Source organism: Streptomyces sp. NPDC058872 (assembly GCF_042743065.1).
Taxonomy (GTDB): Bacteria; Actinomycetota; Actinomycetes; order Streptomycetales; family Streptomycetaceae; genus Streptomyces.
This window is the reverse complement of the sequence record NZ_JBHYMK010000023.1, coordinates 52,778-72,579: the sequence shown is the minus strand read 5'-3', so window position 1 is coordinate 72,579 and position 19,802 is coordinate 52,778. Positions and strand designations below refer to the sequence as shown.

The following is a 19,802-nucleotide window of genomic DNA, read 5'->3' as shown; positions in this document are numbered from 1 at the left end:
TGCGCCCCGGTCGACGGAGCGGCTGGATTCCGTCGACCGGGGCGCGCATTCGGTTGTTCCGGGCTCGCGTGCGACCGGACGGGGGCTCCCGGCGCCCCGGGGCTCCTGACCGACCGTCTCCGGCCCGGGGACGCACGCCCCGTGGCCGGCCCGTCAGCGGTCGGCCCGGCACACCGGCCCTGCCCCCGACCCGCCCCTGGCCCGATCCTCAGACCTTCTGGGCGACCTCGGTGAGGTGGGCGAAGACGACGACGTTCGCCTCGTAGCCCTTGCCCCGGTCGAACGCCCCACCGCACGTGAGCAGTCTCAACTCGGGCCGCCCGGTCGACCCGTACACCTCCTTGTCGGGAAAGTCGCTCTTGGCGTACGTCTGGACGCGGTCGACCGTGAAGACGGCGACCTTGCCGTCGGCACGGGCGACCCGGACCGTGTTTCCGGCACTGAGCGAGTCGAGGTTGAGGAAGACGGCGGGGCCGGTCCGGGTGTCGCGGTGACCCACGACGACGGCGGTCCCGCGTTCGCCGGGGGTGGGCCCCTTGGCGTACCAGCCGACGACCCTCGGGTCGTCGGCGGGAGGGGTCCCCAGCCGACCTTCGTCGTCGAGGCCGAGCTCGATCACCGGGGACTCGATGGTGATGGCCGGAACGGCGACGACGAGGGGGCGCGACCGGGCGAGCGGGGCCGGCGCGGACGGCGACGTGGATCGGGGTGCACGCGTGGCCTTGGGCGATGCCCTGGGCTTCGCCTTCTGGTCCGGACCGGCGGACGGTCCGGTTGGCGTCACACCGACCCGATCGGCGGCAACCGGTCCGGCAGTGGGTCTCGGGCCGGCCGGCTCCTCGCCACCGATCCACCAGAACCCCCCGACCACCAGGACGGTGGTGAGGACCACCGTCCTGGCGAGCCGGAGCAAGCGCCGTTGCCTGCGCGTGAAGCGGGACCTACGCGGCGCCATCGTTGCGGCGGCGCGAGCGACGGATCAGGACGATTCCGGCCGTGCCGGCGAGACCGGCGGCGACGGCCGCGCCGATGCCGAAGGCGGAGGAGTCCTCGGCAGCGATCTGCGCGCTTCCGCCGCCGCCTGCACCGACCGGGCCGTGCGGGGGCCGCCCGGGGCCGCCGGGGCCACCCCCGGGACCGCCCCCGGGACCACCATTGTCGTTGCCGTTGACGCAGGTGACGCGGAAGACCTTCTGCTTCGCCGCACCGTTCTGGCCCTGCCAGGTCCACTCGAGCTTGTACATGCCCGTGGGCAGGTTGATGTTGCCGGTGTGTCCATCACCGTCGGCGTTGACGACGATGTCTCCGTCCGTCACCGGATCGTCCTGATTACCCGGCTGGCCGGGCTGCGGGAAGATCTCGTAGTGGAGGCTCTGGAGGCCGTCGAAGTTGAAGGCCGCGAGGCGGAACGGGCATCCGACGTGGGGTTCGTTGACCTGACTGCTGTCGCTCGTGGTCGACCGGTGGACCTTGACGTCGCCGTTGTCACCGGGTGCGGCGAACGCGGTCGGGGCGCCGGCGACGGCCACACCGCCGAGCGCCAGGGTGGCGAGCACCGCACGGAGCAGGGTGCGGGTGGGGGCATTCGTCATGGGGAGGGTCCTCCAGTCGTGAGCACGGCACATGATTAGTGCGATAATCGGACTATCCGTGACGAATCGACCGTCTCCCGTGTCGACCCGGCCGCACCACCCTCCGACTTCGCCCGTCCGGCCCATTCCCCGCACCGCCCGGGGCCGGAGCCGAGGGCAGACCGCCCGGGGCCGGAGCGGACCGCCGCGTGAGGAAATCCTCCGCCACCCGTACGGCAGGGGACCGGCCCACCCGCACCGCCGTGCGCCCGCACCGCCCCCGGCCCGCCCTCACCGGGCCGGCGAGCAGGTGCACGATGGCGCGCCGACGGGCCCGCCCGGTACGGGAACCGGTCGGGCCGCAATGCCGGTTCGCCCCCCGGGAGCGGTGCCCACCGGTCGCACCGGGCTCCGCAGACATCGACGGCGCCCGGCAGCAGAATCATGTGTTCCGGTGGGAGCGCCGGAGCGGGACCGGCCCGCATCCAGGGGTGCCACGGCCTTCGACGGACCGCTGCCGAGCGACGGCCGGAACGGACACCAGCCCCCTGCTTCCGCCGCCGCGAAGGGGGCAACGCGCGGAACACGGGCGGCTCCCGCCCACTACGGCGCCCCGCGGGAGGGGCCTATCGGAGGGAGGGCCGGTCAGTCCTGGAGGGGCGCCACCTCGACGGGGAAGCCGTTCAGGACGGCGGTGCCGGAGAGGGGATCGATGCGGGACCCGTCGAGCAACTGGTTGACGTTGACGCCGGGACGGGCGGAGGCCACGGCGAGCCGGGTGCCCGGCCGGTCGTGCCCCCAACCGTGCGGAAGGCTCACCACACCCGGGCGCACGTCATCGGTGACCTCCACCGGCACTTCCAGCTCGCCCCCCTCCCCCTTCACCCGGGCCGGGGCGCCGTCGACCAGCCGGAGCCGTTCGGCGTCCCGGGGGTGGACCTGAAGCGTGCAGCGGTTCGAACCTCCTGCCAGAGCAGGTGTGTTGTGCAGCCAACTGTTGTTCGAGCGCAGGTGTCTGCGGCCGACGAGCTGGAGGACTCCGGGGTCGGGTGTGGCGTCCAGGGCGGCACGCAGCCGGGGCAGATCGGCGGCGAGCGGGCCGGGGAACAGTTCGATCCGTCCGCTCCGGGTCTTCAGCAGCTCCGGCAGACGGGGCTTCAGCGGGCCGAGGTCGATGCCGTGCGGATGCGCCTTCAACTCGTCGAGGGTCAGACCGTACGGGCCGAGTCGCAGCATCAGGTCGAGCCGCCGCTCGGCCCCCGTGCCCCCGGTGAGCCGGGCCGCGAACTCCTTGGGGTCCGCCCCGTACGCCGGCGAGTGCTGCTGCGTGACGGCCTTGGCGAGCGTGAGGTCGATGGCGAGGTCGTCGACGACGGAGGGCGGAGCGCCCGTTTCTCCCGGGGTCCCGGGGCGACTCGCTCCGGGACTGTCCCCGTTGGACACCGCGAGGATCAGCCGGGCGTGGATTTCGCACTCGTCCATGCGCCCCGCTTCGAGGGCGACGACCGCGGGGGTGTAGCGGACCTGATCACGGACGGCGAAGCCGTTGAAGGCGAAGTCGAAGTGGGCGCTCTGGGAGGGCGGGGGCGGGGGCAGCAGGACGTCGGCGTGCCGGGTGGTCTCGTTGAGGTACGGGTCGACGGCGACCATCAGGTCCAGGGAACCGAGCGCCGCGTCGAGTCGGTCTCCGTCGGGTGCGGAGAGGACGGGGTTGGCCGCAATGGTGATCAGTGCACGGATGCGCCCCTCCCCCGGCGTCTCGATCTCCTCGGCGAGGGCGACGAGCGGCAACTCTCCCTTGACCTCGGGATGGTGCGAGACCCTGCTGTGACGACGGCCGAGGACGAAGCCCCTGCCGGGACCGGCGGGACGTGGGGCGGGTGCGGTGGCGGAGAGCGGGAAGAGCGCTCCGCCCGGCCGGTCGAGATTGCCGGTGAGGACGTTGAGGACGTCGACGAGCCAGTTGCCGAGGGTGCCGTACGCCACGGTGGAGCTGCCCATCCGCCCGTACACCGCGGCAGTGGGCGCGGCGGCGAGCTCCCGGGCGATGGCGCGAACGGTCTCCGCGTCCAGGTCGCAGACGGGGGCGACCGCCTCGGGGCTGAACTCGTGCACGGCGCGACGGACTTCTTCCACGCCGTGCACGTGGGCGGCGAGGGGGCCGAGGTCGACCAGCTCCTCGTCGAAGAGGGTGTGGACGAGTGCGGCGAGCAGCAGGGCGTCGGTGCCGGGGCGGACGGCGACGTGCCGGTCGGCGAGGCGGGCGGTACGGGTGCGCCGGGGGTCCACGACGGTGAGGGTCCCACCGCGCCGCCGCAGCGCCTTGAGCTTGCCGGGGAAGTCGGGGGCGGTGCACAGGCTGCCGTTGGAGTCCAGTGGGTTGGCCCCGAGGATCAGCAGGTGGTCGGTGCGGTCCAGGTCCGGCACGGGGACGGCCAGGGGATCCCCGAAGAGCAGCCCGCTGGAGACGTGCTTGGGCATCTGGTCGAGCGTGGAAGCGGTGAAGAGGTTCCGCGTGCCCAGTGCACCGATCAGCAGGGGTGGATAGAGGGCGCCGGCGATCGTGTGGACATTGGGGTTGCCCAGGACGATGCCCACGGAATCCGGCCCGCAATCCTCGACCAGCGGTCGGATGCGGGCGGCGATGGTGTCGAAGGCCTCGCCCCAGGTGACCTCCTGGAGCCTGCCGTCCTTGCGGACCATGGGGGTGCGCAGCCGATCGGGGTCGGCGTCGATCTCGGGGAAGGCGGCACCCTTGGGGCAGATGAAGCCTTGGCTGAAGACGTCTTCCCGGTCGCCGCGCGCCCCGGTGATGCGGGTGCCGTCGAGCGTCAGGGCAAGTCCGCAGGTTGCTTCGCAAAGGGGGCAGATGCGCAGGGCGCTGGACATGGCGTCTCCCTGGAGGCGTCGGGTGACGCCGAGCATACCGACCGGTAGGCACGGGCGGGAGGGGCGTGCGGGAACCTCGCAGACCGGGAAGGTCCTTCGAAGCGCGTCCTAGGAGAGCGAGGGGGCCAGATAGGCGTGGAGCAGGCAGCGCGTTTCGGCGACGAGGGACGGGTCCCCGGAGGGGTCCGCGCGGAAGGCGAGCCGGACCAGGGCGTCCGCGGCCTCCACGCCGACCAGGACCTTGCGCTGCAGGTCCGCGTCGGCGGGGCGGTCCAGATGGGCGGCGAGGAGGGCACAGATCCGTTCGGCGACGAGCAGGTTGGGGTCCTCGCCGGCGAGGCCGTCGGCCTCCTCGTCCGTCCCGGTCGCGGCGGCGGGCAGGCCGAAGTCGACGAGCACGAAGCCCGGGACGGTCCGCTTCATCTCGATGAACTCGTCGAGGACGCCGTCGATGGCACCGCGCGCGTCGAGGAGCGGGGCCACGGAGAGGCGGCTCGAAACGCGCTCCGCGTAGCGGTCGAGGTTCCGGTGGGCGAGGGCCGCCACCATCGCCCGCTTGTTGCCGAAGAAGCGGTAGACGGAACCGATGGGAACGCCCGCGCGGGCCGCGACGGCGCGGGTGCTCAACGACTCGTACCCGGACTCGTCGAGGAGCACGGCACAGGCGTCGAGGATCCGGGTCAGCCGCTCGGCGCTGCGCCGTTGCACGGGGGCACGGCGGAGGAGCTGCGGCGTTCGAGCACGAGTCTGGGGCACGGGTCCATGATGCCGCCCCGGCCCGGCCGGGGCGATCGGTTGGCCTCGTGCGGGGCCGGGCGGCCACCGGTCCGGCTCCGGCCCCGAGGGCGGGACGCCGCCCGATCGGATGCGCGATCGGCCGGGGACGGGGCAACGCGCCGCGATCAGGCGATCAGGCGATCAGGCGATCAGGCGATCAGGCGATCAACAGGCCGATGCCACCGAGGGTGTACGCGATCATCAGCGCGAACAGCGGGAGTTGACCGGCGACGGCCCGGGCCGGCGGGAAGAGCCGCACGGACCGGTCGTGTGCGGCGACGACACCGAGGACGTGACCGGTGACGATCGCGCCGACCTGGAGGGTGGCCAGGCCTCCGGGACCCAGTGGTGGAGCGGGTGGGGGCGCGCTGTCAGCCCCCCCTGCCAACATGACGGTACGTGGCGCTTCGAGCACGAAGAGCGAGAAGTAGTGGGCAACGAGATAGCCGAGGGCGATGGGCAGGAGCGCATGGGCGAAGGAGGTCAGTGGAGTGGTGAGGGCGGGGTTCATCAGGCGCAGGGCACCGGCACAGAGGCCGTAGCACACGGCGACGAGGGCGACCGCCGCGAGGAGGCCGAGCGTGGCGACGGGGACGGGACCGAGGGGGGAGGTTTGGAGGACGGTGATCCACCGGGGGTTGTCGGAGATCCCGTCGTAGGCGGTGGAGCCGAGGAGGACACAGGCGGTGGCGACGAGACCGGGGACCCGTGGCGTGGAGTCGAGGCCGTCGAAGGGGGACCGGAGGACCAGCCGGCCGTCGGCGCGGCGACCGAGGGGCGAGAGCCGGGCCAGGAGGGAGGAGTAGACCTCGAAGGGGTCGCCGTGGGCGAACCACCGGTCGCCGTAGCGGGCGGCCCCCAGGAGCTGGCAGCAGGCGTGAACGGCGAGGGCGACCAACAGGGTTGTGGTGGAGGCGCTGTCGGGGGCGACGAGCTCCAGCCAGGTGAAGAGGAAGAGCCCGGCGGCGGCGGGACGGATGCCGACCGCGGCCGGCAGGGGGCGCGGGTTCGGGGGTGGACGGAGGGCGTGGAGGGCGCGCAGCGGGTTGAGGAGGCGCCAGACGGGGCCGAAGAGGAGGGAGGCGGGGACGAGCCCGACCCAGAGGAGGACGTAGAGGGCGCCGGGCGCCGGATTGCGGTCCGGGTCGTCGGGGCCGAGGAGGAGGTGGAGGAGGAAGAGGAGGGCGGTGGCGGCACCGAGTAGGCGGAGGGCGGTGCGGGTGGCCGGCGCATCGGCCGCCCCCTGCAGGGCGGCGGGAAGCGGACGGCCGGCGAGGTCGCCGCGGAACCGGGAGGAGGACCAGAGCAGGCCGAGGGCGAGGAAGGAGACGAGGAGCGCGGCGAAGGCTCCCGCATAGGCGTAGAACGGCGGGAGGGGGAGGTCGTGTGGGGAGCCGATGCCATGGGCGAGTGGGGTGCCGAGCGTTCCGGTCTGGGGATGGACACCGGCTTGGGCGGCCGAGGCAGCGCTCACCGGACGGCGAGTTGGGTGAGCAGGAGTCCGGACTCGTGGGTCTCGACCTCGAAGAGGCCGGTGCGGTCCGCGGTGAGGGTGAGCGACGCCGGCATGCCGGGAGCGAGCGGCAGCTCGCGGTCATAGCCGTGCACATGGAGGGTGTCGGCACGGTCGCTGGTCACGCGGAGGGTGAGGCGCTCCCCCTTCTTCAGTTCGATGCGGGAAGGAGGTGGTTGGACGGTCGTTCCGGTGACGGTGAGGGTGAGGGTGCGATCGGACTCGGCGGGCCGGGGGGTCGGCGACACGGAGGGGGCGGGCGTTCCGGTGGGGGCTGACCTTCCGGTGGGGGCGGAAGACGGAAGGCCGTCGAGGGAGACCGTGCTCTGGACGGCCTCCCCCGCGACCGCCCAGACGGTGTGGTCGTCGGCGTGGAGCCGGACGGTCAGGGTGTGGGCCCCCGGTGGCACGTACCCCCAGGGGCCGTAGAGGCGACCGGTCTCGCGGCCGTCGACGAGGAGACGGGCGTGGCCCCGGCCCGGGAGGGCCGCGGCGCCGGTGCTCTCCGGGGTGAAGCGGAACCTCTCCACGGTGAGGTGGACGTTCCAACCGCCTTCGGGGTCGGGACGGGCATCGGCCCGGACGGTGGGGGCGACCGCCGCCGGGAGCTCCCTGAGGCGATGGCCGGCCTCGTCCCGGGTCGGGAGCAGGACGCCGCTGCTTCCGGTGGCCTCCTGGTGGCTGGTGCCGGGCTTGTGGTGGGTGGTGGCCCGTCCTCCGCAGCCCACCAGGAGCAGCGCGGCGGCGACCAGGGACGCGCCGGCCCGCCCGGGTGCGGCACGCCGCTCGGACACGGCCCGTCGGGATGCGGCACCCCCGGGCCGACCGGAGCTTGCTGACGGAGCGGTGGCCGGGTGGGGATCGGCGTGTCGGGGCGTCACGTCGTCACCGCTTCCTGGCGGTCGGCCGCGGGAGCGACCGGGGCGGAGGTGCGGGCGCCGGCCGCGATCACCGCCCATAGGAGCCAGACGAGACCGAGGAGGAGGCGGAGCCAGGCGGGGCTCAGGGGGATGCCCGGGATCATGAGGACCGCCTTGTCGAAGGCGTCGAGCAGGGTGAGGACGCCGAGGGCCACGGTGGTCCAGGCCAGGGCGGGGCGGGTGGGGCGCAAGGCGTGACCGGTCAGGGTCCACCAGGCGCCCATGAGGAGCAGGGCGAGCGCGGGGAGGAAGGTCGCGGTGAGCGCGAGGGTCGAACCTGCCACGTCGAGGGCCAGGCCCACCAGTCCGATGAGGAGGGCTGCGCCCGCGAGTCGGTTGCCGCGCAGGCGCCGCCGCCGGAGTGCGGCGCCGACGAGTGCGAGGACCAGGGCGCTGCCGAGGGCGAGTTGGGTCTCGACGCGCTGCAGTCCGCGGGCGCCGTACCAGTCACAGCCGGCCGGGAGACGGCGCGCCTGGACGCTGTAGTCGGCGCAGACCAGGAGCTGGGCCAGCTTGACGGGCTCGCCGACGATCCGGCCGGTGGCGCCTGACACCTCGCCCCGGCGGGCTCCACAGCTGGGCAGGGCGCCGGGGGTGGACGCGTCGACGTCGACTTGCCAGCAGTTGCCGCTGCCCTGGCCGTCCCACCAGACGTCGGTGCGGTTGGGCCGTGCCGTGCCGTCCTTGTCGACGCCGAGGTGGTTGCCGGCGTAGCGGTTGTGGTGGGAGGTGTCGGTCTGCTTGTCCCAGGCGGACTCGCCGCGGATGAAGGCGGGGACGGCGCTCAGGAAGAAGGCGGCGCGTTGGTGCCCGTAGATCCAGTTGCCCTCGTAGAGGTTCCAGTTGCCGCCCGCGGTGATGATGCCGGTGCCGGGCGGCATGGAGATCTGGGGACAGACGACGCCCTTTTCGTATCCGCGGTCGACGGGCGGCTTGGCGCACGTGCCGTCGGCGACGTACGGGTAGTAGTCCTGGTTGTTGTGGTGGATCAGGTTGCGCTCGAAACGGGCGTGGTTCTGCGGCAGTCCCGGGTGCCCGGGAAAGGCGGAGTCCATGGAGGCGCCGCCCATGTTGTGGTCGAACTCGTTGTCGTGGACCCAGACGGAGTCCCCTGCGGTGCCGGAGTAGCCGACCATGTTGTGGTGGCTGCGGCAGCCGGTGATCTCGATGGAGTAGCGGGGGACGTCGTAGCCGCGGCCGTCGTTGATGTTCGAGGCGGAGCCGGGGTAGATGCCGGAGTCGCCGTTCCCGTAGGACTCGCAGTCCTTGTAGAGACCGTGGTCCGAGGCGAAGGTCAGGAAGCCGTATTCGTCGTTCCAGCGGGTGAGGACGTCGTCGATGACGAACCCGTCGGCGGCGAGGACGTAGAGCGAGTTGAAGGTGGTGCGCTGGGCGGTGAAGTTCCGGAAGTAGATGCCGTCGGAGCCGTCGGCGCGGATGGCGTTGAGCTTCTGGTACTTGGCGTCGATGACGACGTCGAGTCGGGAGGCGCCGGTGCCTTCGACCTGGAGGTTCTTCTTTCCCAGGATCGCGACCAGGTTCTGGTTGTGCGGGCACTGTCGCTGTTGGGCATAGCTGAGGATCTGGTAACCGAGGGCGGACTGCGGGGCGTCGAGGCTTGCGCAGGCTCCGGTGGGCGGGGGCAGCGAGGGCTCCTCCTCGTAGAGGCCGGGGAGGATCGCGATGGTGAGGCCGGGCCGGTCGACCGCGTCGACGGCCTGTTGGAGGTGACGGTGGCCGTCGCGGACACAGCGGTCGAAGAGGCTGAGGTTGCGGGCCTTGAGGGGGCCGGGGAAGCCGGAGATCCGCTGCTCGAAATCGGCCCGGTCGGTTTTGCAGACGAGCAGGTCGGGTTCGCCCGTGCGGAGTGCGGGCACGGTGCCGGATCCGTCGGGGAGGGTGACGGGGCGCTCCTCGTGGGCCTGGCCGGGAGGAGCGGTGAACAGGGCTGCGGCAAGGGCCACCAGCACGACCGAGAGCACGGAGACGAACCTTCGGGTCCACGACATGCGCGTGAGAGTAGAGCAGTGTTCATCTTTTTGACCCCGTCGTGCACCCTGCAATCCGCCCCGCACCCGTCACCCCGAGGGCCGAGCCCCGAGCCCCGCTTTTCCTCCGTTCGATGCCGATCACGCCGGGCGTCCCCGTTGACGAGAGGCACAAGGGAATCCTACGGTCATCCATAGGATTCCCTTGTGGCCTCAGGACAGGAGCGGGCGATGACCACGGAGCAGGCCAGAAAGACGGCCGAGGCGCTCACCTACAGCACCGGTTTCGGCAACGAGCACGGCTCGGAGGCCGTGCCCGGCGCGCTGCCGGACGGGCGCAACTCGCCGCAGCGCGCACCCCTCGGCCTCTATGCCGAACAGCTCAGCGGCAGCGCCTTCACCGAGCCGCGGTCCCACAACCGCCGCTCCTGGCTCTACCGGATCCGGCCCTCGGCCGCGCACCCGCCGTTCACCCGGATCGACAACGGCGCCCTGATCGGCTCGCCCTTCACCGAGACCGTGCCCGATCCCAACCGACTGCGCTGGGACCCCCTGCCCGAGCCGGCTCCCGGCACCGACTGGCTGGCCGGTCTGTGGACCCTCGGCGGCAACGGCGACGCGACCCAGCGCGCCGGCATGGCCGTGCACCTGTACCACGCCAACACCTCCATGGACCGGGTCTTCGGCGACTCGGACGGCGAGCTGCTGATCGTTCCGGAGCGCGGCGGGCTCCTCCTCCGCACCGAGCTGGGCCTGCTCGCCGCCCACCCGGGCGAGGTGGCCCTGATCCCGCGCGGGGTCCGCTTCCGCGTGGAACTGCTCGACGCGACCGCCCGCGGCTACGTCTGCGAGAACTACGGCGCCCCGTTCCAGCTCCCGGACCTCGGCCCGATCGGTGCGAACGGGCTCGCCAACGCCCGCGACTTCCGCGCGCCCGTCGCCGCCTACGAGGACGTCGAGGGTCCGGTCGAGGTGATCAACAAGTACTGCGGCAACCTCTGGTCGGCGACGTATGACCACTCGCCCCTGGACGTCGTCGCCTGGCACGGAAACCACACTCCGTACGTCTACGACCTGCGGCGCTTCAACGTCATCGGCACGATCTCCTACGACCACCCCGACCCGTCGATCTTCACCGTGCTGACCTCGCCGTCCGACACCCCCGGCCTCGCGGGCGTCGACTTCGTGGTCTTCGCACCGCGCTGGCTGGTCGGCGAGGACACCTTCCGCCCGCCGTACTTCCACCGGAACGTCATGAGCGAGTACATGGGCCTGATCGAGGGCGCCTACGACGCCAAGACCGCGGGCAAGGGCGGCTTCGTGCCGGGCGGGGGCTCGCTGCACAACATGATGTCCGCGCACGGCCCGGACCGGGAGACCTTCGACAAGGCCAGCGCCGCCGAGCTGAAGCCGCAGAAGATCGACGACGGCCTGGCCTTCATGTTCGAGACCCGCTGGCCGGTGACGGCGACCCCGCAGGCGGCGAACGCCGACCACCTGCAGAAGGGGTACGACGACGTGTGGCAGGGTCTTGAGCGCCACTTCCGGTCGTAGAGCCCGGACGTAACGCCGTCGTACGGAGAACGCCGTGACCGCCTTCGCCCCCGACTCGCTGGTCCTGAACCGCAAGCTGCCGCTCTGGTACCAGGTCTCGCAGTCGCTGCGCGCCTCGATACTGGGCCGCACGCCCGACGCCTCGCTGCGGCTGCCCACCGAGGAGCAGCTCGCCGCCCACTACGGCGTGAGCGTGCTGACGATGCGGCAGGCCCTCAAGGAGTTGGAGGAGGAGGGGCTGATCAGCCGGCACCGGCGGCGGGGCACGTTCATCGAGCCGGGTGCCCGGCGGTCCGCCCCGCGCCGGCTGCTGGGCTCGATCGACGCGATCGTGGCCCAGCAGTCGGGCGAACGGACGACGGTCCTCGGACACGGCACCGAGCCGGTGCCCGGGGAGCTCGCGGAGCACTTCCCGGACGTGTCGGAGGTCGTGGCGTACCGACGGCTGCGCAGCGACGGGGAGAGCGGCGAGCCGACGAACTGGGCGGAGAACGCGGTGCGGCCCGAGCTCGCCGCCGCGATCGACCCGGCCGACCTGGAGCGCTGGCCGATGACGAAGGTGCTGCGGGACGTGGTGGGGGTGCGGATCAGCCGCATCACGGACACGGTCGAGGCCCGTCTCGCGGACCCGGAGACGGCGGGACTGCTCCAGGTGCCGCTGCTCTCCCCGATCCTCCACTACACCGGCGTCACGTACGACGAGGACGGCCGGGTCGTCGACGTGGCCCGCATCCGCTACCGCGGCGACCGCTTCTCCTTCACGGTCACGGTGGAAGCGCACTGACGGCGGTCGTTAGCATGCGGGGCGTGACGGAAGCCCCTGGAACGGACATCCCCGGAGCGGTCGACGAGGCACCCCTCCTCGACGAGCTGATGCCGTGGTCCGTGGCACCGCTGCGGTTCGGGCGGTCGTGGATCGTCGCTCCCGACCCCCGCACGCTGCGGACCCGCTGGGACCGGCTGATGGCCGCCGAGGGGACGGAGCGGGAGGCCCTCTTCCGGTCGAGTCGGGCGCGGACACCGGGGAGCACGGTGGGTGCGCTGCCCGGGCAGCGGACCGGGACCGCGCGCTTGGCGGGCGAGTCGGGGCCGTGCCCGGACCCGGTGCGGGTGGTCTCCGGGCCGTTCGAGGAGCAGTGGTTGCTGCCGGACCACCGACTCATCGACACCGCCCGGCCGGAGCTGTGGCGGGTGACGGGGGAACCACAGGTCTTCGTCGTCGAGCAGGGTTACCTGCCGGGGGCGGGCGGCCCTCCGCTCCTGGTGACGGCGGCGCTGCCGGAGGGCCGTTCACCGGCGGGCCGCCCGGGCCGCATCCGACCGCTGTTCCGCCGTCCCGGGGGCCGGGAGCCCAATGTCGCCCCCGGTCTGCTCGACCTCCTCGGGGCTCGGTACCGGCGCGAGGTCGGTGCCCATGAGTGGCTGGCGTGGACGGTGGCCGCGGCGCTGCCCTCCGCCGCCGGCTGCCGCGTCCCGCTGCCCAGGGACCCGGAGGTGTGGGCGGCGGGCGTGGCCCTCGGCCGAAGCCTTGCCGACGTGCAGCTGCGCGGCGCCCTGAGCGGGGCGAAGCCCCGGCTACCGGGTGGGCGACGCCCCTATGTGCGAGCGGCGGTGCCGGACCGGCCGACGACGCTGGCGTACGCCTCGGAGGGGGAGTTCCTGGACCTCGACGGCGGGCGGATCTCCCCCGTGCCGGAGGAGGCCTGGGAGTACCGGGTCGGTGGGGTGCGGGTGTTGGAGCAGTGGTTCGCACGCCGAACGGCTCCGGCGGAACCCGGCTCCCTGGAGGCGATCGGACCGGCCGCCTGGCCCCGGGAGTGGACCTCGGAGCTGCTGGACCTGATCACGGCGCTCGCACTGCTCGGGGCGCGGGAACCGGAACGGGCCGCTTTCGCGGAGGGTGGCCTCGGGCGGGCGGAGCTCCGGGCCGCCGGGGTGCTGCCGCCGCCGCCCCGCGCCCGCCGCCCCGCGTCCGTGTTGGACCATCGGGAAGAGGGCCCGGGAGGGCAGTTCGCACTCCTCTGACCCCGCCGCGCCGTGGTGCACCGTTCGCCCCGCCGTGGTGCGCCGCCCTCTCCGGGGCCGGTCCGGCGGGCGGCCGGCCGCAGTGACGCGTCCCCTGGTGACAGCGCCCGGTTCGGCACGGTAGGCAGGACGGTCATGAGCACTCAGCCACTCCCCCTCTCCGGAATGACGGTCGTCGCCGTCGAGCAGGCCGTCGCCGCCCCTTTCGCCACCCGGCAGCTCGCCGACCTCGGCGCCCGCGTCATCAAGATCGAGCGCCCCGACGGCGGCGACTTCGCCCGGGAGTACGACAGCGCGGCCCGGGGCCTGGCCTCCCATTTCGTCTGGTGCAACCGAGGCAAGGAATCGGTGGCGATCGACCTCAAGGACCCACGGGGGCTGGCGCTCGCCCAGCGGATGGTGGCCGGCGCCGACGTCTTCGTGCAGAACCTGGCACAGGGCGCGGCGGCCCGTCTGGGCCTCGACGCCGCCACCCTGTGCGCGACGCACCCGCGGCTGGTCGCGGTGGACGTCTCGGGCTACGGAGCGGAAGGACCGTACGCGCACAAGCGGGCCTACGACATGCTCGTGCAGTGCGAGGCCGGCCTGGTGTCGGTGACCGGCACGCCGGACCGGCCCGTCAAATCGGGGATCCCGGCCGCCGACATCGCGGCCGGGATGTACGCCTTCTCGGGCGTCCTCGCCGCCCTCGTCCGGCGCGGAACGACCGGCCGGGGAGGTCCGGTGGAGGTCTCCCTGCTCGACTCGCTCGCCGAGTGGATGGGGCACCCGCTCCACCACGGGATGCACGGGGGTACGGCCCCGGCGCGCACGGGACTCGCCCACGCGGTGATCGCCCCCTACGACGCCTATCCGACGGCGGACGGCAGTCTGGTCCTGCTGTCCGTGCAGAACGACCGGGAGTGGCGGCGGCTCGCCGAGCGGGTGCTCGGCCGGCCCGAACTGGCCGAGGATCCGGACTTCGCGACCAACGCGGCACGGGTGGCCGGGCGCGCCGCGACGGACGCGGCGGTCGCGGCGGCGCTGGCCCCGCTGACCGCGGCCGAGGCACTGGCCGCCCTGGACGCGGCGGGCATCGCATGCGCCCGGCTCAACTCGGTGGCCGAGCTCGCGGAGCATCCGCAATTGACGGCCCGCGACCGCTGGCGCCCGGTGGAATCGCCGGTGGGTCCGTTGCGCGCGCTGCTGCCGCCGATCGTGTTCCCGGACGCGCCGGAGCCCAGGATGGGGCGGATCCCGGCCCTCGGTCAGGACACGGACGACGTGCTCGGGGAGCTCGGGCTGCCGGAGTCGGAGGTGAAGGAACTGAGGGGCGCGGGAGTGATCGCCTGACGGGCCGTCGGGGTCCAGGCACGGGGCACGGAGGTTCCGAGTGCCTGGACCGCTGGGCTTCCGAACCCTCAGCGGCTGGGCTTCGGGGTACGACGGATCGCCGGACGGGCGGGGACGCGTCCGGCGGGGGCGTGGTCGGGGCCGTGGAGCGGCCGGGCGGCCCGGGTTAGTGACGCGTGCCGAAGAGCGAGCGGCGCAGGCGGCGGAGCGGTGCGAAGAGGGAGACCCGCGCGCTGCGGCTGCGCTGGCCGTGCACCGGTGCCTCGTGCGTACGCGTCGTCAGTTCCCGCATGAGCAGGGTCGCTTCGGCCGCCTCGCGCTGGGGCACGGCGGGTCCGCCGAGCACCGCGAGATGGCGGTCGAGCCGCGAACTGGTCGCACTGCTCCCGCAGGTGATGGCAGGCACTCGCGGCCTGCCGCGCATCGTTATCTGTTCCATGTCACTCCCCACCCGTACAAGGGCACCCGACCCGGGCAGGTTAACCCTATCGCCCCGTCGTGACACCCGTGTATCCCGCCGGCGGGGTTCATCGCACTCGTACGGGGGTTGACGATGACTGTCTGAATACATCTGATTCCAGGGCGAGTTGGACAGCACTCGAACACCTGCCGAACCATCACGAACCATCCTGCACTCCGATCCCTCCCCTACGGGTCCGCAGTCCCGTGTGATCTCCACCACCAAGATCCCCACGACCTTGCGCGATGTGCGACCGGTGCAGGACCCGAGCCCGTCGGAGGTTCCTCGGCTACCGTGATGACATGACGGTGATCGCAGGTCGTTACCGGCTCCTGGACGTCCTCGCCGAGGGGGCGAGCGGCACCGTCTGGCGCGCCCTGGACGAAGCGGACCGCCAGGTGGTCGCGCTCAAGGAGTTCCGGCCCCCGGCCGGACTGCCGGCCGACGAAGCGGCCTCGTGGTGCGCGCGGCGGGAACGGGGGGCCCGGGCCGCCGCCCGGATCTCGCACCCCTCCGTCGCACGGATCCTCCGGGTGGTCTCCGCGGACGGTCTCCCCTGGGTGGCCGCGGAACTGGTCCCCGGCCTCAGCCTGGCCGAAGCGCTCGAAGCGGACGGCCCCCTCCCCGTGCGCGAGGCCGCACGGGTCGGCGCCGAGGTCCTCGCCGGCCTGCGGGCGGCCCGGGAGGCGGGCGCACCCCACCGGGGCGCGGACCCCGAGCACGTCCTCCTCGCCAATGACGGACGGATCGTCATCACCGGGTTCGGAAGCGCACCGGAGGACGATCCGGGCCCGGTGGCGGACCTGCGCTCGCTCGGACAGATCCTGGCGGCGGCCACGGAGGCGGATTCCGGGCCGCTGGGCCCGGTGGTCGACGGACTGGTGGGCGGAGAGGTCACCGTGACGGCGGAACAGATCGAGGAGGAGCTGAGCCGATTGGCCGCCGGCGGGACGGCGAAGCCCTCCGGCGGGTCGGCGGAAGCGTCCGCCCCGCCCCGGGGCGAGCGGACCGGGGAGGCAGGCGCCCCCGCCCCTTCCCGTACGTCACCGGAGCAGCCGCAACGGGTCGCGCCGTCACGTGGCGCGCCCCGCCGGGGGCCCGTCCTGGTGGCCGGGGTCGTCGGGGCGCTGCTGATCGCGGGAGCGCTGGTCTATCAGGCAACACGGGACGACGGGTCGGGTACCGGGCCGGGGCCGGACGGCGTCACGAGCACCGCCCCGGTCGCACCCGGCACCACGGGCGCGAACAGCGGGTCCGCTACGCCGCCCCGTTGAACGAGGGAAGGTAGCCACCGGACTGCCCGGAGGCGGTCGGGTGGTACGACTCTCCGATGTTGAGCCAGTTGACGCTGTGCAGCCAGGCGGAGCCGGAGCAGATCTCATGGCCGGTGAAGGGCGGCACGACGCTGGCGAAGGTGAAGCCGTGGTCGGCCGCGCGCTTGGCGATGGCGGCGTTGAGGTAGTCGGCCGCGCCGTTGATGGCGCTCCGCTCGTTCTCGCTGAGACCGGCGATGCAGCTGCCGCTCAGCTTGTAGAAGCGGGGATAGCCGAGGACCACCACATGGGCGGCGGGGGCCTTGTTCCTAATGGCGTTGTAGACGGAGTCGAGCTTGCCGGGAAGCGTGGTGTCCACGTAGGACTTGGCTTGATTGACGCGGTTGATGCAGGTGGACTCGGACTGCAGCACACACGTCGTCATGACGTCGGCGAAACCGGCGTCATTTCCCCCGATCGTGAGGGAGACCAGGTCAGTGGCGGCGGAGAGGGGGCCGAGCTGATTGGCGGTCACATCACCCGTTCGGGCCCCCGAGCAAGCGGTGAAGGCGAACGAGGAGGGGGCGTTCGCGTTCTTCCAGAGGACCGGGTACGCCTTCGTCGAACGCTTGCAGCTTCCGCTGGCGCTGTCGTAGCTCCCGGCGCCGACACCGGAGGAGTACGAGTCCCCCAGCGCCACGTAGTCGAGTGCGGCCGTCTCGGCGGCCTGTGCTGCTCCCGCGCCGGTGAGGGCGAGGACGGCACCGAGCAGCAACGAGGACGAGAAAGCGGTGAATCGGGACAGTCTCATGGAACCTCCCTGTAGCAGGACCTCTGCGCTACCAGGTAGTAGCATCGGATCCCGCCAACCGGAAGTGTTCATGTCAAAATTGAGAGTGGAAGCCCTTCGATCCTCCGTCAGGGGAGGTCACTTTCCAGCCACTTGAAGAAGCGGAGCCTCCGAGCCCTCCTCCGCGCGAACAGGATCGCAAAGGGTGCGAGCGACGGAACGGGGAACCGCTTCCCCGCCCCCTCACGCCGAGGGATCGCTCCGATCCACCCGGCCGGTCGACGCGCCGGGTCGCCAAGACTCCGCCGAACAAGGGAAAAGCGGGTTGTCGACCGACCTCTGTTACGGCCGCAACGCCTTCTGGCGCCACTGCCCCGACGAGATCGCCCTCGATTGCACCTGATTCGAGGGCGAGACCCTCATCGACATCAGGGGGGTGCAGGCGGGCCTCCGGGGCCAAGGGGTCCCCAGCCACGCATACCTGCGCGTCCACGGCGTCAGCGACCTCCATGCCGTGCGCGACAAGGCCCTCCCCCGGGCGGTCCTGCTCATCGACGACCGCGCGGTCATCCACCACGAAGTGCCCGCCGCATGCGAGCGCTCCGACTACTTCCGCACCCGGGTCCACGCCGAAGGACGCTCCAAGGCGCTCGTCGCCCGGAGCGTCGGCGCACGGAAGGGCCTGGAGTCGGAGCCGCGCTGCACCACCCGGGTACTACCGGCCGGCATCCTGCGGGAGCCCGGCGACGCCCTGCGGGGCCGCGCCGGTGGCGCGGCACGCACGCCACCGGTGGGGCCCTCGACACCATGCCCGACTGGGAGCAGGTCCGTGAACTCTCCGCCGCGGGAACGGAGATCGGCGGGCACAGCCACCCCCACCCGCAACTCGACCAGTGGGACGGGCAACGGCTCCGGTTCGAGGTCTTGCGCTGCCGGGAGGCCGTGGCCGAAGAACTCGGCGGCCGCACCACCTCCTTCGCCCATCCGTACGGGCACTCCAGTCGCCGGGTCCGGGCGCCCCCGGCGGCACCCCGACTTCCCGTGACGAACCCGGCCGCCCCGGCACACGGGCACCCTCGCGATCGGCCGGTCGGGCCCTCCTCGGGGACGCGTAAAACCCGGTGCGTGGCACCGGAGCGTGACGGATCATGGGCGCCATGTCTGACACCTCCGCCGCACCGTCCACGGCGCCGGCGCAGCCGTTGCCCCCGACGCTGCCCGTCCTCATCAACCTGGACGACAGCGACTCGCCGGGGGACGTGCTGGACGCGCTGTTCCTCGACCGCTTCGCGAGCGGGGAGCAGCCGCACGCGCACAGCACCAGCCTCGACCGCGCGAAGCCCGATGCGACGCTGCTCCCGGCGGGTGCCCGGGTGGTGCGGGCAGCCACGGACGACGACCGCAGCACCGTGCTCGCCGAGGGCGAGGGCTACACGATCCGCTCGTCGCGCTGGAACCGCCGCGCGGACGTGACCGTCACGGCGACCGACCTGGAACTGGCGAAGCGGATCGTCGCCGAGGCCACGGACGGCGCGAAGGACGACCCCGAACCGCAGCCCGACGACGTCACGATGGGCTTCTGGTACGTGGCTCCGCAGCGCGGCCCCCGCCGCATGACCCGCCCGATCAGCGCCGGGACCTGGGAGGAGGTCCGGCCCAACTACACGGCTTCGGTGGCCGATTCGATGGACCGGTTGATGAAGGTCACCCCCGACGACGTCTCCGGCCGGCTCCTGCTCCTGCACGGTCCGCCGGGAACGGGCAAGACCTCGGCGCTGCGGACCCTGGCCCGCTCGTGGCAGGACTGGTGCCAGGTGGACTGCGTGCTCGACCCGGAGCGGCTCTTCAACGACATCGGCTACCTCATGGACATCGCCATCGGCGAGGACGACGGGACGTCGAAGGAGCGCTGGCGGTTGCTGCTCCTGGAGGACTGCGACGAACTGATCCGCGGCGGGGCGAAGCACGCGGCGGGACAGGCGCTGTCGCGGCTGCTCAACCTGACGGACGGACTGCTCGGCCAGGGCCGCAACGTCCTGGTCGGGGTCACCACCAACGAGGACCTGGAGCGGCTCCATCCGGCGGTGGTCAGACCGGGCCGCTGTCTGGCCCGCATCGAGGTGGGCCGGCTGAGCCGGGCCGAGTCGGTGGCGTGGCTCGGACGGGAGGAGGGCGTGCCGCGCGAGGGCGCGACGCTCGCGGAGCTGTTCGCGCTGCGCCGCGGCACGCCCTCGGCGGACCTCCCTGAGCCCCGCACCTCGGAGGCGGGGCTCTACCTGTAGGCCGTCAGCTGTCGTACGCCGCCCGCAGCGCCTCGCTCAGTGCCGCCTCCGCGGCCTCCCGGCTCAGGCCCAGGCGGCGGGCTTCCTCCACGTACTGCGCGGCAGCGGTGGCGGCGCGACGGCTCGCCGCGTCGCCCGCGGCGGCGACGAAGGTTCCGTGGCGCCCGCGCGTCTCGATGACCCCGTCGGCCTCCAGGGCCTTGTACGCCTTGGCGACCGTGTTCGCGGCGAGGCCCAGCTGCTCCGCGAGTCCCCGTACCGTCGGCAGCTTGTATCCGACCGGCAGTCTGCCCGACCGGGCCCGCTCGGAAATCTGGGCACGCAGTTGTTCGTAGGGAGCGGTGGTGGATCCGTGGTCCACGGCGATGGTGAGTGTCACCTTGCCGATTCTGCCCCCACCCCACCGGAAAATGGGAGGCACGATGCGTTCGTGGCCCCTACGGTGACC

Annotated in this window: 16 protein-coding genes and 2 pseudogenes; 8 read left to right on the top strand and 10 right to left on the bottom strand. The window is 72.6% G+C overall.

Annotated features, from left to right (window positions below; all coding sequences use genetic code 11):
- Positions 1–208 precede the first annotated feature (208 nt).
- The 7 genes from ACFW22_RS17170 to ACFW22_RS17140 all read right to left on the bottom strand — a co-directional run bounded on the left by ACFW22_RS17170 (position 209) and on the right by ACFW22_RS17140 (position 9,679).
- Positions 209–955 carry a class F sortase gene (locus tag ACFW22_RS17170; protein ID WP_386404583.1) on the bottom strand — a complete coding sequence of 249 codons (747 nt, stop codon included), beginning with the start codon at positions 953–955 and terminating at the stop codon, positions 209–211.
- Positions 942–1,592 (bottom strand): hypothetical protein, encoded by a 651-nt coding sequence (locus ACFW22_RS17165; protein WP_386404580.1) that lies wholly within the window; start codon positions 1,590–1,592, stop codon positions 942–944. Before ACFW22_RS17165 ends, ACFW22_RS17170 begins: the two co-directional genes overlap by 14 nt.
- Positions 1,593–2,216: 624 nt before the next feature.
- Positions 2,217–4,460, bottom strand: a complete 2,244-nt coding sequence (locus tag ACFW22_RS17160; RefSeq protein ID WP_386404577.1) for a molybdopterin oxidoreductase family protein — start codon at positions 4,458–4,460, stop codon at positions 2,217–2,219.
- 108 nt (positions 4,461–4,568) lie between these two features.
- Positions 4,569–5,216 carry a TetR/AcrR family transcriptional regulator gene (locus ACFW22_RS17155; protein ID WP_386404574.1) on the bottom strand — a complete coding sequence of 216 codons (648 nt, stop codon included), beginning with the start codon at positions 5,214–5,216 and terminating at the stop codon, positions 4,569–4,571.
- Between the two features lie 178 nt (positions 5,217–5,394).
- Positions 5,395–6,636, bottom strand: coding sequence for a hypothetical protein (locus ACFW22_RS17150; RefSeq protein WP_386404706.1), 1,242 nt, complete (start codon positions 6,634–6,636; stop codon positions 5,395–5,397).
- A 71-nt stretch (positions 6,637–6,707) separates the two neighbouring features.
- Complete coding sequence (locus ACFW22_RS17145) at positions 6,708–7,544, bottom strand: hypothetical protein (RefSeq protein WP_386404571.1); 837 nt, start codon at positions 7,542–7,544, stop codon at positions 6,708–6,710.
- An 83-nt stretch (positions 7,545–7,627) separates the two neighbouring features.
- The gene (locus ACFW22_RS17140; RefSeq protein WP_386404568.1) at positions 7,628–9,679 is read right to left on the bottom strand and encodes a right-handed parallel beta-helix repeat-containing protein; all 2,052 of its coding nucleotides are present in this window, start codon (positions 9,677–9,679) and stop codon (positions 7,628–7,630) included.
- Between the two features lie 210 nt (positions 9,680–9,889).
- Between ACFW22_RS17140 and hmgA the strand changes: the two genes are divergently transcribed.
- From hmgA to ACFW22_RS17120, 4 genes are all read left to right on the top strand, one after another.
- Positions 9,890–11,212: a homogentisate 1,2-dioxygenase gene (hmgA, locus tag ACFW22_RS17135; RefSeq protein WP_386404565.1), complete on the top strand. Its 1,323-nt coding sequence runs from the start codon at positions 9,890–9,892 to the stop codon at positions 11,210–11,212.
- 34 nt (positions 11,213–11,246) lie between these two features.
- The gene (locus ACFW22_RS17130) at positions 11,247–11,996 is read left to right on the top strand and encodes a GntR family transcriptional regulator (RefSeq protein ID WP_386404562.1); all 750 of its coding nucleotides are present in this window, start codon (positions 11,247–11,249) and stop codon (positions 11,994–11,996) included.
- Positions 11,997–12,010: 14 nt separating this feature from the next.
- Positions 12,011–13,237: a type ISP restriction/modification enzyme gene (locus tag ACFW22_RS17125; RefSeq protein ID WP_386404559.1), complete on the top strand. Its 1,227-nt coding sequence runs from the start codon at positions 12,011–12,013 to the stop codon at positions 13,235–13,237.
- A 135-nt stretch (positions 13,238–13,372) separates the two neighbouring features.
- The gene (locus ACFW22_RS17120; protein ID WP_386404556.1) at positions 13,373–14,569 is read left to right on the top strand and encodes a CaiB/BaiF CoA transferase family protein; all 1,197 of its coding nucleotides are present in this window, start codon (positions 13,373–13,375) and stop codon (positions 14,567–14,569) included.
- Positions 14,570–14,735: 166 nt separating this feature from the next.
- Here the strand turns inward: ACFW22_RS17120 and ACFW22_RS17115 are convergent, their stop codons facing one another.
- Positions 14,736–15,008 carry a hypothetical protein gene (locus ACFW22_RS17115; protein ID WP_386404553.1) on the bottom strand — a complete coding sequence of 91 codons (273 nt, stop codon included), beginning with the start codon at positions 15,006–15,008 and terminating at the stop codon, positions 14,736–14,738.
- A 323-nt stretch (positions 15,009–15,331) separates the two neighbouring features.
- Here ACFW22_RS17115 and ACFW22_RS17110 point away from each other — a divergent pair, with 323 nt between their 5' ends.
- Positions 15,332–16,303 (top strand): hypothetical protein, encoded by a 972-nt coding sequence (locus ACFW22_RS17110; RefSeq protein ID WP_386404550.1) that lies wholly within the window; start codon positions 15,332–15,334, stop codon positions 16,301–16,303.
- On the opposite strand, the gene ACFW22_RS17105 is transcribed toward ACFW22_RS17110, so the two are convergent.
- Positions 16,287–17,093: an SGNH/GDSL hydrolase family protein gene (locus tag ACFW22_RS17105; RefSeq protein WP_386404547.1), complete on the bottom strand. Its 807-nt coding sequence runs from the start codon at positions 17,091–17,093 to the stop codon at positions 16,287–16,289. The genes ACFW22_RS17110 and ACFW22_RS17105 overlap by 17 nt on opposite strands.
- A 310-nt stretch (positions 17,094–17,403) precedes the next feature.
- Between ACFW22_RS17105 and ACFW22_RS17100 the strand changes: the two are divergent.
- The 3 genes and pseudogenes from ACFW22_RS17100 to ACFW22_RS17090 form a co-directional block, all read left to right on the top strand.
- Positions 17,404–17,595 (top strand): annotated as a pseudogene (locus tag ACFW22_RS17100) (glycosyltransferase family 2 protein); the annotation flags it as partial.
- 248 nt (positions 17,596–17,843) lie between these two features.
- Positions 17,844–18,086, top strand: a pseudogene (locus ACFW22_RS17095) (polysaccharide deacetylase family protein); the annotation flags it as partial.
- 143 nt (positions 18,087–18,229) lie between these two features.
- The gene (locus tag ACFW22_RS17090) at positions 18,230–19,354 is read left to right on the top strand and encodes a DUF5925 domain-containing protein (RefSeq protein ID WP_386404543.1); all 1,125 of its coding nucleotides are present in this window, start codon (positions 18,230–18,232) and stop codon (positions 19,352–19,354) included.
- Positions 19,355–19,358: 4 nt separating this feature from the next.
- On the opposite strand, the gene ACFW22_RS17085 is transcribed toward ACFW22_RS17090, so the two are convergent.
- Complete coding sequence (locus ACFW22_RS17085; protein WP_384882426.1) at positions 19,359–19,733, bottom strand: GntR family transcriptional regulator; 375 nt, start codon at positions 19,731–19,733, stop codon at positions 19,359–19,361.
- Positions 19,734–19,802 lie beyond the last annotated feature (69 nt).